Raw genomic sequence first — 16,272 nt, forward strand, 5'->3', positions numbered from 1 at the left:
TATGTATCAAGCAAATACCACGGTTTTATTCTTGTGGATGATCACGCGATCTTCCAGGTGATAGCGTACACCGTTGGCGAGTGCTGTCTTTTCACAATCTTTGCCTTTTCTGACCATATCCGCAGCACTGTCTGAGTGGCTGATACGGATCACTTCCTGCTCGATAATGGGGCCCTCGTCGAGATCTTTGGTGACATAGTGACAGGTTGCACCGATCAGTTTTACGCCCCTGTCATAAGCTTGCTGGTAGGGTCTGGCGCCCGCAAATGAGGGCAGGAAGCTGTGATGAATATTGATTGCCTTGCCAGCCAACTGTTCACAAAGGCTATTGGGCAGGATTTGCATAAAGCGGGCAAGCACAGTCAGATCAATCTTGTATTCATCCAGCAACAGGGCAATTTGGTCAAATGCTTTGGTTTTATCCTGCTGCTTAAAATCGACCCAGTGGAACGGCACCTTATACCAGTCTGCAAACTGCTTCATTTGCGGGTGATTGGCAATGATGCAGGGAATATCACAGCTCAACTCTCCAGTGTGCCAGCGATGCAGGATATCGTTCAGGCAGTGTGACTCCAGACTGGCTAATAATGCCACTCTCGGCTTTTGCAGCGAGTCGGTGATACGCCAGTTCATATTGAATTTCTCTGCCAGCGGTGAAAACCCCTTGCTGAATTCATCAATACCCAGCTTTATTGAGTCCGCCCGGATTTCATGCCGCATGAAGAAGCGACCTGTAGACAGGTCTGTATGATGGTTAGCCTCGATAATATTAGCCTGATGATCGGCTAAAAACTGACTGACCGTGGCGACCAGACCCACCTGATCCGGGCAGTCGATCACTAATCTGAATGTTTGCTGCATGTTTGTATCCTTGCCATTGCTTGCGACATTAAAGCGTGAAGTGCTGTGAGGGTAAACAGGAAATCATGCTTACTTAGTTTGTAATGGACTAAGCGGCCAGGTATGTCGGATGGGATAGGTCACGCCATGTGCGGTGGACAGCGACTCAAATAAATGAAACTGACCAAAATGACACTGTACCGACGGGGTAAACAAAGCAGCGGGCGGCTCTTTGACTTTGTGTGCAAGGGTCACATGAGGCGTATAAGTATCTGTACGCACCTGAATACTACTCGCACGGGCAGCAGATGCCGTGCTTGCTGCCAACTTTGCTAGCTGCTCAGGGATATGTTCACAGCCAATCCACAGCACCTGGGGCTTTTTAAACCATCCGGTAATGTCCAGTTCGAGCGAAAAGGTTTTCTCTATCAACGAATCCAGGTTACTGATCAACGTTTCCTGCTGACGAGCGTCAATATTACCCAAAAAAGCCAGCGTGATATGAAAATTGGCGGCGGGTACCGCTTTGGGTAACGCGGGTAAGGCCTTTTGTCGCCACGCGTCAATCGCCAACTTTTGTGGTGCCGAAATGTCCAGTCCGATAAAAGCGCGCATGCTTATCCGTGTCACAAAGGTCGTTGACGGGTATCATACGCGACAGATTAACCATTGTAGAGCCGCTGTGTTACCCATTGAGTCCGCCGTACCTGATGCAATAGCCGCATTAAAAAAGCAAAATCTGGTGTTTATCGCACCCCCCGGTGCCGGTAAATCCACAGTGTTGCCTCTTGCATTAATGAAGGACTGGCTGAAGAGCGGGCGGCGCATGATTATGCTTCAGCCCCGCCGCGTTGTGGTAAGGGCTCTGGCTGCTTATCTTGCTAAACAGCTCAATGAAAAAGTAGGAGAGTCGGTTGGTTATCAGGTGCGTGGCGAGAGAAAAATCTCCGCTAACACGCGGCTGGAGATTGTGACAGAAGGTATTCTGACCCGCAGGATACAGGCCGATCCGGAGCTGTCCGGCGTTGATTTGATCCTGTTCGATGAATTCCACGAACGTAGCCTGCACGCCGACATTGGCCTGGCTCTGGCTATTGATGTGCAACAGTCTTTGCGTGATGACCTGCGTCTGTTGGTCATGTCGGCAACGCTGGAAGGCGCGTCCGTTAAAGACCTATTGCCAGATGCTATGCAACTGCAGGTCGAAGGACGTCAGTATCCGATTGATTACCGCTATCTGCCAATCAACGCGCAACGAGATTTAACGACGCAAGTTGTCAACGCGATACAACTGGCGCTTAGCGAACAACAGGGTAGCATGCTGGTGTTTTTACCCGGCAGCGCTGACATTAAACGCGTAGCTGAGCGCCTGCAAGACGCGCTGCCTTCGCACTGTGAATTGTTTCCGCTGTATGGTGACTTGGATAAACAGACACAAATGCGTGCCATCGCGCCTGCCCCCTCTGGTCAGCGAAAAATTGTGCTGGCGACCAATATTGCTGAAACCAGTCTGACCATAGAAGGCATTGATACCGTTGTGGACTCGGGACTGGAGAAGGTCGCACAATACGACTTATCAAGAGGCGTTAATCAGCTCACCACGCAGGCCATATCTATTGCCTCCGCTACACAGCGAGCGGGCCGTGCCGGGCGCACCGGACCCGGGACATGTTATCGATTGTGGAGTGAAGAGCAACATCATCGCAAAGCCAAACAGGCAGTGCCGGCTATATTGCGGGAGGAGCTGTCCTCAGTGTTGCTGGATATTTCCGTATGGGGCACGGAATTTGCTCTACTTGAACTGCTCGATTACCCAACTACAGCACAGCTAAACGCCGCCAACCAGTTGTTGCAATCACTTGGTGTCTTTGATGCACAGCAGCGTTTAACAGCCCATGGACGTAAAGTTGCGGAGCTGGGTTTGCACCCGAGGCTTGGCAGTATGTTAGTGAAGGCCCAACAGCAGGGAGAGCAGGCCTTGCAGTTGGGATGCCTGTTAGCTGCGCTGCTTGAAGACGGACGACAACGTGAAGTCGACATTGAACTGGCACTTCAGCACGCTCTGAATAATCCTCACCAGCTTTTGGTGAAACACGCGCAGCGTTTGGCCAAGCGTTTTAGAACGTCACTGTCGCTGAGGGTAGGCAAAGACCATAACGGATGCCTGTCAGCTTTACTGTTTGCGGCGTTTCCAGACCGCGTTGGTAAAGCGCGCGGACAAGGCCGTTTTCAGCTTTCCGGTGGCACTGGCGGCTGGCTACCCGAGGATTCTCCCCTAGCTGATGAAGCATGGATAGTGGCTGCCGATCTGCAGCTTGCTGGGCGGGCTGATGCTCGCATAACCTCGGCAATGGCAGTCACGTTAGATGATATTAAAACCCATGGTAGCGCTTTGATCACCCATGAGCAGCGGTGTCAGTGGACCCCCACTGATAACGACAAGGTACTGCGCTTTACCGAAAATACGATGCTCGGGTCCTTAGTGCTTAACTCCAGGGTATCTGGCGATAAAGCTGATCTTGAGCAGGTGACCGAGGCATGGCGAGAAGAAATCATCAAATCAGGATTCTCGGCCTTACCGTTAAGTGATGCGGCACATCATTTGAGAAAACGTATTGCGCTTGCCAAACGATTAATACCTGATGAGAATTGGCCGAATTTGACAGCAGAGCATCTTATGGCAACGCTGGATGAGTGGCTATTGCCCTTTCTGGCAACACATCGTAAATGGTCTGCACTATCCGGTTTGGATTGGCAGGCATTGATCAAACAGCAGATGGACTGGCATACCCAACAGTTACTCGATAAAACGCTGCCGGTGAAGTTCACGGCACCAACGGGAACGTCTGTTACCATTGACTATCGTGATGATGGCAGTGCACATGTTGAAATCAAACTAACGGAAATGTACGGGCTGAGTGTGCATCCGGCAGTGGCCAATGGGCGGCTGCCTCTGACACTGTCACTGTTGTCACCGGCAATGCGACCGGTGCAGACCACCCAGGACATTGTTGGCTTCTGGCAAGGCAGCTATCAGGCAGTGCAAAAAGATATGAAAGCCCGTTATCCCAAGCATTTCTGGCCAGATGACCCGGCCAATGCAACGCCTACCGCTCGTACCAAACGGGCGATGAAGTAACAGCGCATAACTACTACTGCGTTTGCACGTCCATGATTGCGTTAAAAACCTGTGTATCAGGGAAGCCATCTGCAATCATATTATTTGCTAGCTCGAACTGACGCACGCCACGTCGGGTCATGGGGCCCAGAATACCGTCTGCCTCACCGACATCGATACCCAGGGTATTAAGTTTTGTTTGCAGCAGCTTCATTTGCTCAAGACTGTAGGTGGGCAAATCCGGCAATGCTGCCGCAAGCGCTGCAGCGCCCACCAGTCTATCGGCAAGGTGTCCGACCGAGATGGCGTAAAACTCAGAATTATTCCAGCGTAGGATCACATCGAAGTTGTCATATACCAGGAATGCCGGACCCTGATGACCGGCCGGAATTAACAGCGAGGCATCAATATCCACATTGCCAAGCGACGTGTCGTTTGTTTTCCGCACTCCAGCCTGATGCCAGAATGTGAGGGGTTTAGCATGGTGTTTACCTGCCAGTGAATAATCAAAACCTTCTGGCAGGGAGACTTCCCGACCCCAGCGCAGTCCCGGTTGCCAGCCCAGCTCACTGAGGAAATTGGCAGCAGAGGCTAAGGCATCCAGCTCGCTGTTCCACAAGTCAATACGTCCGTCCCCATCGCCGTCGATGGCATATTGCATATAGGCCGAAGGCATGAACTGTGTGTGTCCCATCGCACCGGCCCATGAACCAAGCATGGTGTCTACGTCAAAGGATTCCCGGTCCATCAGTTTTAATGCTGTCATTAATTCAGTGGTGAAAAATGCACTGCGGCGTTCATCACAGGCCAGCGTTGCCAGTGAGTCGATGATCGGCATCTTGCCCTTGTAACTGCCGAAGTTTGTTTCCAGCCCCCAGAATGAAATCAGATAGTGTGAGGGTACGCCATATGTGCGGGTGAGTTCGGCGAGAAAATCTTTGTGTTTGGCGAGCATTTCCCGTCCACGATTAACGCGCCAGTCGTTCACGCGCTTGGTAAAGTAGCCGGGAAAGGTCTGAATAAACTCGGGCTGACTTCTATCGTAACCAATCACCTGTTTGAGGAACCGGGCATTGCCCAATACCTCATCTGTCTGCCGGGCAGAAATACCTTCACTGCGGGCTTTGTTTTGTAAATTCGCAATACACTCTTGAAAAGGGACCTCTGACGTGGAACTAGCAAAAGCGTGACAGGTGAATACAACTAATGAAAAGAATAAAAATAGCGGGCGGAACATAACACCAAATACAAGCAAACAAACTTCATGCTTCATAGTACGCAAAGCCTATCAAACATACTATTCTTTTCATCCGTGTAGTAAGGTGAAAAAAACAAAAAGGAATGCCAGATGAATCAATCAGGATACCCGCGCGCGTTAATCGTACTTTTATTGCCACTGTTAAGCTTTTGCAGTTTTGCCTCCAAGGCAGACGATACCCGTTTGCTGCGTCAGCCTAGCATCAGCAAAAACCACATTACCTTTGTTTATGGTGCTGATGTCTGGGTGGCTGATATTAATGGCCGCAATGTTCTGCGACTGACCAGTACGCCGGCGGTAGAAACTGAGCCGCACTTGTCGCCAGACGGTAAACACATCGCGTTTAGTTCAAATCGCACCGGTAGCTATGCCGTCTATGTCATTCCGACTGAAGGCGGACAGCCGCAGCGCCTGACCTGGCATGCTGATAACGCGATGGTGCGCGGCTGGTCACCAGATGGGGAATCCGTGCTGTATGCCTCAGGCCGTGATACTGCGCCCCGTCCGATAAATCGGCTTTGGACTGTACCAGTCAGCGGCGGTCCTGCCACGCTGGTGAATAAACAATGGGCCCATAATGGTGCGTTTTCTGCAGATGGCGAAAAAATGGTCATCGACCGCATGCAGCGCTGGGACGTGGAGTGGCGTCATTACCGGGGTGGGCAGAACACGCCGCTGGTGATCCTGGACCTTGATACCAATCTGGAAACCTTCATTCCCAACGAACGCACCACAGATATTGAACCTGTTTGGGTGGGGGATCGGATATTTTTCATCTCCGACCGTGACTGGATAGCCAATATCTGGGCCTATGACCCCAAAAAAGGTGAACTCGAGCAAATCACCTTTTATGAGCAAAACGATGTTAAGCAGCTAAGCAGCAATGGCGAGTTATTAGCGTTTGAACATAACGGCTACTTACACACCTTAGATCCGAAAACCAAACGCAGCACGCGGCTTGCCATTGAGGTAAAAGGCGACTTCCCCTTGGCGGATACGCAATGGACGGACGTGAGTGAGTCCGCCACTGCAGCAACATTGTCTCCTACCGGTAAAAGAGCATTGTTTCAGGCACGTGGTGACGTCTTCACTGTGCCTGTGGAAAATGGTGATGTTCGCAATCTGAGTGAGAGCTCAGGCGCGGCCGATCGCAAACCCATCTGGTCACCAAAGGGCGACGTCATTGCCTGGTTTTCTGATATGGGCGGCGAAGGCTACAAGCTGGTATTGCAACAGCAGGACGGTCTTTCTCCCCCTAGGACTTTGAGTATCGGTGAGTCAAAAATGGCCTGGGAGCCGACGTTTTCACCCGATGGAAGCTACATTGCCTTTGTCGATGATGATGTCAGGATCAGGGTGATTAATCTGCAATCGGGTGAGTTGCAAACGGTTGATACTGGCGGCAGTAATCTGGAACGCGGTTATAACGGCATTACCTGGTCGACGGATTCCAACTGGCTTGCGTACTCCAAGGCGGCCAGTAACAGCTTCAGACAGATTTGGGTGTGGTCAAATGAAACAAAGCAAAAGACCGCATTAACAAACCGCTTTGCCGATGCCTTTGCTCCGGCCTGGGATCGGAATGGTCAACATCTGTATTTTCTGGCCAGCACTGATTACGGCTTGAACTCCGGCTGGGCGAATACCAGTTCAATGGGCGCGGAAGCAGAATATGCGGCTTATGTGGTTAATCTCCAGCAGGATGCAGCATCGCCGTTTGCACCAAAAAGTGACGAAGAGCCTGTCGAAAGCGAAGATGATGCATCGGATGCAGAATCAGACGAGGCAAAGCAGGAAGAGGAAGCTGAAAGCGATAACGGGGTCGTGATCGACTTGCAGAATATTGAGCGGCGCACTCTGGCACTTTCAGTACCTGCCGCCAATTATGCGTACACCATCAGCGGCCCAGAGGGAACGCTGTTTATTGCCGAACGTGCACCGGAAGGGCCAGTGGTTTCCTTGCACAAATTTACTCTCGAAGAGGGCAAAGCGACGCCATTCGTTGCAGGTATCACCTCGGCGAGCATTTCCCATGATGGCAAGCATCTGTTAGTCAAAAGCGGTAAAAGCTGGAAGGTGCTGGACACGGGCAAACCAAAAGCCGACGACGGTAAAACCCTCAACGTGGCACTGCAGATGAAACTCGATCGGGCACAGGAATGGCAGCAAATGTTCCACGAGGCCTGGCGTTATCAGCGTGATTATTTTTATGACCCGGATATGCATGGACGGGACTGGGATCAGGTACTGGAACGTTATGCTCCACTGGTACCCTATATTAAGCATCGTGCGGATTTAAGTTATGTGCTGGACATGGTAAATGGTGAGCTGTCAGTCGGCCATAGCTTCGTGTTTGGCGGCGATTTTCCTGAGGTTGCGAAATCAAAAGCGGGTCTGTTAGGGGCGGATTTGTCCACCGCAGATGGCTACTGGAAGATCGAGCGAATTTATACGTCAGAGAGCTGGAATCCCGGACTGAAAGGGCCACTTGATCAGCCCGGTATGGATGTGTCTGCCGGTGATTTCATTGTTGCCGTTAATGGCAAGGATGTGACCGCATCAGACAATATTTATCAGTGGTTGGATGGCACCGCTGACGTACAAACCGTGCTGCATATCAACTCCGAACCAAATAGAGACGGAGCCCGTCAGGTAGTGGTGAAACCCATTGCCAGCGAGCGTAACCTGCGTCAGCGCAACTGGATAGAGGATAATCGTCGCAAAGTCGACGAGCTGTCTGATGGCAAACTGGCGTATGTATGGGTACCAAATACCAGTAATGCAGGTTTCACCTCCTTTACACGTTATTTCTTTGCCCAGCAGGATAAGCTAGGTGCGGTGATTGATGAGCGCTTTAATGGTGGTGGTTTCCTTGACGACTACATGGTTGATTTAATGTCACGGGAGCTTCGTGCAGCCATTACCAATGAAGTGCCTGATGGCAAACCCATTCAGCTGCCCGCAGGGTTAAAAGGACCCAAAGCCTTGCTTGTTAATGAATTGGCTGGCTCCGGTGGAGATTTCTTCCCCTGGGTATTCAGACAACAGCAGATTGGTCCTTTGATTGGTGCCAGAACCTGGGGCGGACTGGTTAAATCTTCGGTGCACTATCGACTGGTCGACGGCGGTGCGCTGACGGCACCGGATAATGCCGTGTTTGACCCAATAAATAACCGGTGGATAGGCGAGAACGTCGGTATTGCGCCTGACATTGATGTGTATCAGGATGCCAGGGCGCTCAACAGCGACAGGGACCCCCAGTTGGAACGAGGCGTGCAGGAAGTACTTAAGATGCTGAATGAACGTCAGCTTGTGGAGGTGGTACCGCCTGCCTATCCCGCGCCGACCAAACGGTAAGTGTGATTATTCGCCAGAGACGCTGCTGTCTGCCAGCGTCTCTGCGGGTGGCAGGGTTGTCTTGACAGTTCAGCATGACTCAAAGATGATGGCAACCGCGCGGTTCCGCGCACTCACAAGTGTCGAGCAGTAAACGAGACCGTGGCACACGCATGACAAAAAATACCAGTACCGCAAACAAAACCAGCCGCTGGCGCAGCATAATGCGGTTTGCCTATAAACTATTTATCGTTGGCCTGGTGGTGCTGGGTGCCTATATGTTTTACCTGGATGCCACTATCAGACAACAGTTCTCGGGCAATAAATGGCAGGTCCCAGCGCAAATCTATGCTCGACCACTATCACTGTCTAATGGTCAGGAGATCACCCACAAAGAGGTGCTGGATGAACTGGATTTACTGGGCTATCGCAAAGTGGCGAAGCCAGACTCCAGTGGCGAGTACAGTTATCTGGGCAATACCATCGAATTTGTGCGACGCAGCTTTCAATTCCCCGAAGGCGAGCAGCCACAGCGGCACATCCGATTAACCTGGAAAGGCGCACGTATTCATCAAATAAGCGATCTGACCAGAAAACGGGATGTCAGCAGTGTGCAACTGGAGCCATGGTTAGTCACCCGCCTGTTAAGCAGTAATGCCGAAGACCGCATGCTGGTGAACCTGGATGACGTCCCGGAAACGCTGGTCCAGGCCCTGATCACTACCGAAGATCGCAAGTTTTTTGAGCACCATGGCGTTAATCCGCTTGCCATTGCCAGGGCATTGGTTGCGAATATCAGTGCCGGGCGCACGGTGCAGGGTGGCAGCACTCTGACGCAGCAGTTGGTTAAAAATCTTTACTTAAGTCGTGAACGCTCCATCATTCGTAAAATCCGCGAAGCATTAATGGCGTTGATTATTGATGCCCGTTACAGCAAGGAAGAGATCTTGCAAGCGTACCTCAATGAGGTATTTCTGGGCCAAAATGGTGCGGTGGGCGTGCATGGCTTCGGTTTGGCCAGCCATTTTTACTTCGACCGGCCATTAAATGAACTGGATGACGCGGAAATGGCGACCCTGGTTGGCATGATAAAAGGCCCCTCGTTTTATAATCCGCGTCGCTATCCAGAGCGCACGCTGGAAAGAAGGAATCTTGTACTTCGTTTGTTATTTGAGGACAACTACCTGTCTGCCGACGCGTATCAACGCGCCATCCAACAGCCTCTGCGAATAGCCAGCGGCGCCAGCCTGGCCAGCGGCAAACATCCGGCATTTATGGACAAAGTGAAACGCGAGCTATCACTGGTTCTGGCCGATCCGGATATTCGCCAGTCCGGTGTCAAAGTATTCACCACGCTGGATATCAATGCCCAGCGTCGTGCCGAGCGGGCAGTAAGAGATCGCGTTGCGCGCTTGGCAACTGACAGAAACATTGACGAGCTTGAGGCAGCACTGCTGGTCAGTGATATCAAAAGCGGCGAAATACGAGCGATTGTTGGCAGCGTGAATACTGATTATGCCGGATTCAACCGGGCTCTGGACGCCTCTCGCTCAATTGGCTCATTGGTTAAGCCAGCGGTATATTTATCGGCCCTTGAACAGGCTGCGACATACACCTTAGCCAGTCCGCTGAAAGATGAGCCGATTCGTATGAAGAGCAGCCACGGTAATATGTGGGAGCCTCAGAACGCTGATAAAACGTTTCGCGGGCAAGTACCGCTGGTGACGGCGTTAACTAAATCACTTAACGTGCCGACGGTATCGTTGGGTATGGAATTGGGGCTTGATACCGTTGTCGATACGCTGCATCGACTCGGTGTCGAGCAAAATATTGATGCCTATCCGGCGTTGACGCTTGGTGCACTGAATTTGTCCCTATTACAGGTCAATCAGCTGTATCAGACCATTGCCAACAATGGCTTTTATCAGCCTCTGCACGCCGTGCTAGCCGTCATGTCGCCGGAAAATGATTTGCTCTGGCAATACCGCCGGCAAGGCGAGCAGCGTATTGATGAAAAGGCCACCTACCTGCTCAATTACGCGTTACATAAGGTCACCCTCGAAGGCACCGCCAGTCAGCTTAAACAGCGCTTCGGGAACATCAATATGGCGGGCAAGACAGGCACTACCGATGATTATCGGGACAGCTGGTTTGCTGGCTTTGACCGCAATATTCTGATCACGTCCTGGCTCGGTAAAGATGACAACTCCCCCACAGGACTGACAGGTACCAGCGGCGCCATGCAGGTGTTTATGGCCTATCAGTCATTGCAAGAGCCAAAATCGCTGTCGCGACGTTTTCCGGACGGACTGGGTATTGCCCATTTCGATATCGATACGGGCAGACCCGTCACCGCCGGATGCCAAAACAGCATGAGTGTGCCTGCTATCCTTGATGCTCTGCCGGTCAACATCTACAACTGTGACGGCAGCATTAAACCGCCGAAAGAAAAATCATTCTGGGAAAAATTGTTCGGCGGTTAATCGTACGGTTTCGATGCCAGTGGGTCGTTGGGCAGCTTGTTGACCCTGGCGTCGATAAACCTGTCAATGTCGGCATATTCCCTGCAGCGCACGGTGCCTCCGACAAGCCCGGAAAACATAGCCAGTGCCTGCTTGCCCGCATTTCCGCAGTCTACCTCTTTGATGTCAGGGCCTATCAGGTGCTGTTCCTCGGCGCTCCTTACCGATGATTCCGGAAGACGTAACGTATTTTTACGTTGTTTGTATTGCTGGGATTCTCGGTTGGACAGCGCGTTGAGTGCCTGCTTGTTCTGCCGACTGAAATAGTTGGCAGACGCCTGAGAAGGGTCGATTACGGGCGCTACAGGTTGAGCCTGTCGCTCTGCAGACTGCAATGCGATCTCTTGATTAACAGCCGGAGGCGGCGTTAACTCCTCGATAATGTCACTCTTCTGCTCCACTATTGGTGTGGAGCTGTCGGGTGTAGGCACTGGCTGCGCGGGTGCTTGATACAAGTACGAGCGGATTGTTTGCAACTGACCATCCGGCTTGTGTGTTTTTCGCTCACCGTCGTGTAACCACAACACCACTCCTAGTAATACATGCGCAGTAATTGAAAACGCAAGCGCCGGACCAGACAGGTTGCGCCGATGACGCCTGGGCTCTGCACGTTGATGTAGGGCAGGAATGGTCATTGTCATTAGCATGCAACATAGAGTCAGCAGGCGGCCATTAAGTTCAAATCACCAAAACGGTGCAATGATTGACTCATGCATTAAAATAGTGCAAGTAATCGTCATCTGAAACGCTATGAAATTCTTAAGTTATTGATAAATAATAATTAATATTTGTGGCACGGCTCTTGTTGTTGTCTACCCACCTAGCATAAACACATTACACAACACTGGGAGCATCACAATGAAACTAGTCACTGCAATCATTAAGCCGTTCAAGCTTGATGATGTTCGTGAAGCGATTTCAGAGATCGGTATCGATGGATTGACAGTCACCGAAGTCAAAGGCTTTGGTCGTCAGAAAGGTCATACCGAGCTGTATCGCGGAGCAGAATATCAGGTTGACTTCCTGCCTAAGGTGAAACTGGAAATCGCCGTTCAGGATGATCATGTTGACCGTCTGGTCGAAGCAATCGCTGAAGCTGCGAAAACCGGCAAAATAGGCGATGGCAAGATCTTCGTTTATGACCTTCAACATGCCGTACGAATCCGTACCGGTGAAACAGACGGTGACGCCATCTAGGCGCCGCACTCTAACCCTCACATTCAGTTTCGGAGACGATAACAATGGAAACAACATTTGAACTAGGGTATGCACTCGATACCTTTTACTTCCTGATTTGCGGTGCGTTGGTTATGTGGATGGCAGCTGGTTTTGCCATGCTCGAGGCCGGTTTGGTGCGTGCCAAAAACACCACAGAAATTCTGACCAAAAACGTTGCGCTATACGCAGTGGCCTGCACCATGTACATGATCTGCGGCTACGGCATCATGTACGGTGGCGGCGACTTCTCGCTGTTCTTGTCGGGCATCACTGGCGACGGCGCGACTGGGATCACTGAAGAGCCAGCGACCTATGCGCCTTCAGCGGACTTCTTCTTCCAGGTGGTATTCGTTGCAACGGCAATGTCTATCGTATCTGGTGCAGTTGCAGAGCGTATGAAGCTTTGGGCATTCCTGACGTTTGCTGTTGTCATGACAGGCTTCATCTATCCAATGGAAGGCGCCTGGACATGGGGCGGCGAAGCCGTATTTGGCATGTACACGCTGGGCGACTTAGGCTTCTCAGACTTTGCAGGTTCAGGCATTGTACACATGGCTGGTGCAGCCGCAGCGCTCGCTGGCGTGCTGGTTCTTGGTGCGCGTAAAGGCAAATATACTGCAGACGGTAAAGTGAATGCGATACCTGGTGCAAACCTGCCATTGGCAACTTTAGGAACCTTCATCCTGTGGATGGGATGGTTCGGTTTCAACGGTGGTTCAGTACTTGCCACGGCGACGGTGGAAAGCGCAAACTCTGTAGCGGTCGTATTTATGAACACCAACGCTGCCGCAGCGGGTGGTCTGATTGCCGCTCTTTTACTGGCTCGCATCATGTTCGGTAAAGCCGACCTGACTATGGCGTTGAACGGTGCACTGGCCGGTCTCGTTGCTATCACTGCAGAGCCTTCTACACCAACGCCATTAATGGCGACTATTTTCGGCGCGATTGGCGGAGTGTTGGTCGTGTTCAGCATCGTAGGTCTGGATAAGATGAAGATTGATGATCCGGTAGGTGCGATTTCTGTGCACGGTGTGGTAGGTCTGCTTGGCCTACTGTTGGTGCCTGTGACGAACAGCGGCTCATCATTATCAGGCCAGATTATTGGTGCATTGACTATCTTCGTATGGGTATTTGTTACTAGTCTGGTGGTATGGCTGGCAATCAAAGCCATCATGGGCGTACGTGTCAGCGAAGAAGAAGAATACGACGGTGTGGATATGTCCGAGTGTGGTCTGGAAGCTTACCCAGATTTCACTGGTGGCCGTCAATAAATCCTCTGACCAGGGATATTAGCCGTAAACCAATAATAATAACGCGCTAAAAAACCTAAACATTGGCCCCACTGCTGACCACAGTGGGGCTTTTTTCTATGTCAGACAATGAAATCGGTGTCAGATATCTTTACACATTGTGCAGTGGGTTTTTCTAACTAACTGTTAAATATGGTTATTTTTTATTGGCAAGAAGTTTGCATCACCGGATGCGATGTAATTAATACAAGAATTGAGTGTGTAGTATGAAATTGTTGTCTGTATTAATGTTACTTTTAAGTAGCTTTATCGCCAATGCAAGTCTGATATCAATCGATATTGAAAACGCTTCGTTTGAACAAGCAAATCCATTCAACTACGTCCATCCCAACAGGAATGGCACGGGTGTAGACGCGCAATACAATCGGTCAGTCATTGGATGGACAGGGTTCGGGTGGGGTACCATGGATAGCGTAGACTTTATGTATACGGCTGTCGATGGGAATAATAACGTATGGTCCAATGGCGGTTATATCGAACAAATTCTGACATCTGCATTGAATGCGGGCACCTACACTTTCTCTCTGTGGTTTGGAGAGCGAGACGATACGCAAGGGTTGCCAACCAGCTCTGCCCAGTTATTCGCAGGAAATGTGTTGATCGGTGAAATCATTGCTACAGCAAATGATGTTAATGACGGCTGGGCGTTCTTCTCTGCATCTTTTGATGTATCCGAAGACAATGCGGCGCTCGGTGAGTCGCTTAGAATTCGCATCAACAGCGGTGGCACTCAGGTTTTGGTTGATGATGTGCGTCTTAGTCTGACCCAAGTTCCTGAGCCTTCTGCGCTATTTTTGCTATCTCTGGGCCTTCTTGGCCTCGGCGCCAGACGCGTGCATAAGTAAATTTAAAAATAACTCGGATATAAGGCACCTTTATAGGGTGCCTTTTTCATATGGGCTTTCAACTTGGCTAAATGGGGTTTACCCAGTATCCTCGTAGGTTGTGCTGAGCTGTACAGACAGGTCTACCATGAAAAAAATCACCTCTGCCCTATTTTTAATTATCGCCACTTTGGTCAGTGGGCCGGCTACTGCCTATGATCGGATCACCGGTCAGCATTTCGCTAGTCGCTCCGAAATAATCGCTGAAAATGGCATGGTCGCGACCAGCCAGCCTCTCGCTACCCAAGTGGGACTTGAGGTGCTGCGTAAAGGTGGCAATGCCATTGACGCTGCCATTGCCGCCAATGCCATGTTGGGACTGGTTGAACCCACCGGCTGCGGCATCGGTGGCGACTTGTTCGCTATCGTATGGGATGCTGAAACCAAACAGCTGTACGGATTAAATGCCTCTGGACGTTCACCCGCTACTCTTAACAGAGAAGTGTTTGCCGAGAAGGGACTCGATAAAATCCCGCCGTTTGGCCCTCTACCGGTATCGGTACCGGGTGCCGTAGATGGCTGGTTTATGCTGCACGACCGCTTTGGTAGCGTGCCAATGAGCGAAATCCTGACCCCTGCTATCGAATATGCCAAGAATGGTTTTCCTGTATCAGAGCTTATTGCTTACTATTTCGAGATGAATCGTAAGCGCATTGGCCAGTATCCGGGCTTTGCTGAAACCTTTCTGCTGAATGGCAGGACCCCAAGAAAAGGTGAAATCTTTAAAAATCCGAACCTCGCTGCGACCTATGAAAAAATTGCGACAGGGGGGCGTGATGCTTTTTATAAGGGTGACATTGCCCGAGTGATTGGAGCCTTTATGCAGGAGCAAGGCGGGTATCTGAGCTATGAAGACCTGGCAGCCCACACTTCAAACTGGGTCGAGCCTGTATCTACCAATTATCGCGGCTACGATGTCTGGGAACTGCCGCCTAATGGTCAGGGTATCGCCGCGCTGCAAATCCTGAATATTTTAGAGCAATACGATATCCAGGGCATGGGACTGGATTCCGCTGACTATATCCATACTTTTGTCGAAGCCAAGAAACTGGCATTTGAAGACAGAGCCAAGTATTACGCCGATCCTGCCTTCAACGACATACCAGTTGACTGGCTAATCTCCAAAGAATACGCGCAGCAAAGACGCAAGTTGATTGACCCTGAACAGGCGGCCAAGCGTTATGACGCCGGTTTAATTGATGGAGATACCATTTATCTCACGGTTGCTGACAAAGCCGGTAACATGGTCAGCCTTATCCAGAGTAACTATCGTGGTATGGGCTCAGGCATGATCCCCACCGATCTTGGATTTGTGCTGCAAAACCGTGGTGAAATGTTTCAGCTGGAAGAAGGCCATTTCAATACGCTGGAGCCGGGCAAACGTCCGTTCCATACCATTATTCCTGCATTTGTGACCCGTAATAACAAACCCTGGTTGAGTTTTGGCGTGATGGGCGGCGCTACGCAGCCGCAAATGCATGCGCAGATCGTCGTCAACCTGATTGATTTTGGTATGAATTTGCAAGAGGCCGGTGATGCGCCTCGCATTCTGCACAGTGGCTCCAGCGAGCCAACCGGCGAGACGATGACAGATGGTGGGTACGTGAGTCTGGAAAACGGCTTCTCTGCGCAAACGCGCCGTAAGCTGCTGCATATGGGGCATGTACTCAGAGAAGTCTCCGGTCACTATGGCGGTTATCAGGCCATCATGCGCGATCCGATAAGCGGTGTGTATTTCGGCGCCTCTGAAAGTCGTAAAGACGGTCAGGCTGCGGGGTTCTGATCG

Annotated in this window: 11 protein-coding genes; 7 read left to right on the forward strand and 4 right to left on the reverse strand. The window is 51.0% G+C overall.

All coding sequences use genetic code 11. The features are described 5' to 3' along the window. Positions 1-6: 6 nt before the first annotated feature. The gene (purU, locus tag G441_RS0113685) at positions 7-861 is read right to left on the reverse strand and encodes a formyltetrahydrofolate deformylase (RefSeq protein WP_026376875.1); all 855 of its coding nucleotides are present in this window, start codon (positions 859-861) and stop codon (positions 7-9) included. Between the two features lie 69 nt (positions 862-930). Then, a complete protein-coding gene (thpR, locus tag G441_RS0113690) occupies positions 931-1,455 on the reverse strand; it encodes an RNA 2',3'-cyclic phosphodiesterase (protein WP_026376876.1) in 525 nt (174 codons plus the stop codon). On the opposite strand from thpR, the gene hrpB reads away from it, so the two are divergent. Next, the gene (gene hrpB / locus G441_RS0113695; RefSeq protein WP_156896377.1) at positions 1,430-3,979 is read left to right on the forward strand and encodes an ATP-dependent helicase HrpB; all 2,550 of its coding nucleotides are present in this window, start codon (positions 1,430-1,432) and stop codon (positions 3,977-3,979) included. The two genes, thpR and hrpB, sit on opposite strands and share 26 nt — an antisense overlap. Before the next feature lie 13 nt (positions 3,980-3,992). Here the strand turns inward: hrpB and G441_RS0113700 are convergent, their stop codons facing one another. After that, the gene (locus tag G441_RS0113700; RefSeq protein WP_084407384.1) at positions 3,993-5,231 is read right to left on the reverse strand and encodes a lytic murein transglycosylase; all 1,239 of its coding nucleotides are present in this window, start codon (positions 5,229-5,231) and stop codon (positions 3,993-3,995) included. Positions 5,232-5,306: 75 nt separating this feature from the next. Here G441_RS0113700 and G441_RS0113705 point away from each other — a divergent pair, with 75 nt between their 5' ends. Together G441_RS0113705 and mrcB are read left to right on the forward strand one after the other, a co-directional pair. Then, positions 5,307-8,573 carry a S41 family peptidase gene (locus G441_RS0113705; protein WP_026376879.1) on the forward strand — a complete coding sequence of 1,089 codons (3,267 nt, stop codon included), beginning with the start codon at positions 5,307-5,309 and terminating at the stop codon, positions 8,571-8,573. Positions 8,574-8,725: 152 nt separating this feature from the next. Further along, positions 8,726-11,035, forward strand: coding sequence for a penicillin-binding protein 1B (mrcB, locus tag G441_RS0113710; RefSeq protein ID WP_034475184.1), 2,310 nt, complete (start codon positions 8,726-8,728; stop codon positions 11,033-11,035). Here the strand turns inward: mrcB and G441_RS0113715 are convergent. Further along, complete coding sequence (locus G441_RS0113715; RefSeq protein WP_156896378.1) at positions 11,032-11,709, reverse strand: hypothetical protein; 678 nt, start codon at positions 11,707-11,709, stop codon at positions 11,032-11,034. The two genes, mrcB and G441_RS0113715, sit on opposite strands and share 4 nt — an antisense overlap. A 223-nt stretch (positions 11,710-11,932) precedes the next feature. On the opposite strand from G441_RS0113715, the gene glnK reads away from it, so the two are divergent. The 4 genes from glnK to ggt all read left to right on the forward strand — a co-directional run bounded on the left by glnK (position 11,933) and on the right by ggt (position 16,269). After that, the gene (glnK, locus tag G441_RS0113720; protein ID WP_026376882.1) at positions 11,933-12,271 is read left to right on the forward strand and encodes a P-II family nitrogen regulator; all 339 of its coding nucleotides are present in this window, start codon (positions 11,933-11,935) and stop codon (positions 12,269-12,271) included. 44 nt (positions 12,272-12,315) lie between these two features. After that, positions 12,316-13,563 carry an ammonium transporter gene (locus G441_RS0113725; RefSeq protein ID WP_026376883.1) on the forward strand — a complete coding sequence of 416 codons (1,248 nt, stop codon included), beginning with the start codon at positions 12,316-12,318 and terminating at the stop codon, positions 13,561-13,563. Between the two features lie 245 nt (positions 13,564-13,808). Further along, positions 13,809-14,447 (forward strand): PEP-CTERM sorting domain-containing protein, encoded by a 639-nt coding sequence (locus G441_RS0113730; RefSeq protein WP_026376884.1) that lies wholly within the window; start codon positions 13,809-13,811, stop codon positions 14,445-14,447. A 127-nt stretch (positions 14,448-14,574) separates the two neighbouring features. Continuing rightward, complete coding sequence (gene ggt / locus G441_RS0113735; RefSeq protein WP_034475188.1) at positions 14,575-16,269, forward strand: gamma-glutamyltransferase; 1,695 nt, start codon at positions 14,575-14,577, stop codon at positions 16,267-16,269. Positions 16,270-16,272 lie beyond the last annotated feature (3 nt).

Origin of the sequence: Aestuariibacter salexigens DSM 15300, assembly GCF_000429145.1 — a bacterium.
Taxonomy (GTDB): Bacteria; Pseudomonadota; Gammaproteobacteria; order Enterobacterales; family Alteromonadaceae; genus Aestuariibacter; species Aestuariibacter salexigens.

Coding starts and splice junctions, on each gene's coding strand:
- G441_RS0113725 (WP_026376883.1), top strand. CDS start 12,316: ATGGAAACAACATTTGAACTAGGGTATGCACTCGATACCTTTTACTTC.
- purU (WP_026376875.1), bottom strand. CDS start 861: ATGCAGCAAACATTCAGATTAGTGATCGACTGCCCGGATCAGGTGGGT.
- thpR (WP_026376876.1), bottom strand. CDS start 1,455: ATGCGCGCTTTTATCGGACTGGACATTTCGGCACCACAAAAGTTGGCG.
- glnK (WP_026376882.1), top strand. CDS start 11,933: ATGAAACTAGTCACTGCAATCATTAAGCCGTTCAAGCTTGATGATGTT.
- G441_RS0113700 (WP_084407384.1), bottom strand. CDS start 5,231: ATGAAGCATGAAGTTTGTTTGCTTGTATTTGGTGTTATGTTCCGCCCG.
- G441_RS0113705 (WP_026376879.1), top strand. CDS start 5,307: ATGAATCAATCAGGATACCCGCGCGCGTTAATCGTACTTTTATTGCCA.
- hrpB (WP_156896377.1), top strand. CDS start 1,430: ATGTCCAGTCCGATAAAAGCGCGCATGCTTATCCGTGTCACAAAGGTC.
- mrcB (WP_034475184.1), top strand. CDS start 8,726: ATGACAAAAAATACCAGTACCGCAAACAAAACCAGCCGCTGGCGCAGC.
- G441_RS0113715 (WP_156896378.1), bottom strand. CDS start 11,709: ATGACCATTCCTGCCCTACATCAACGTGCAGAGCCCAGGCGTCATCGG.
- ggt (WP_034475188.1), top strand. CDS start 14,575: ATGAAAAAAATCACCTCTGCCCTATTTTTAATTATCGCCACTTTGGTC.
- G441_RS0113730 (WP_026376884.1), top strand. CDS start 13,809: ATGAAATTGTTGTCTGTATTAATGTTACTTTTAAGTAGCTTTATCGCC.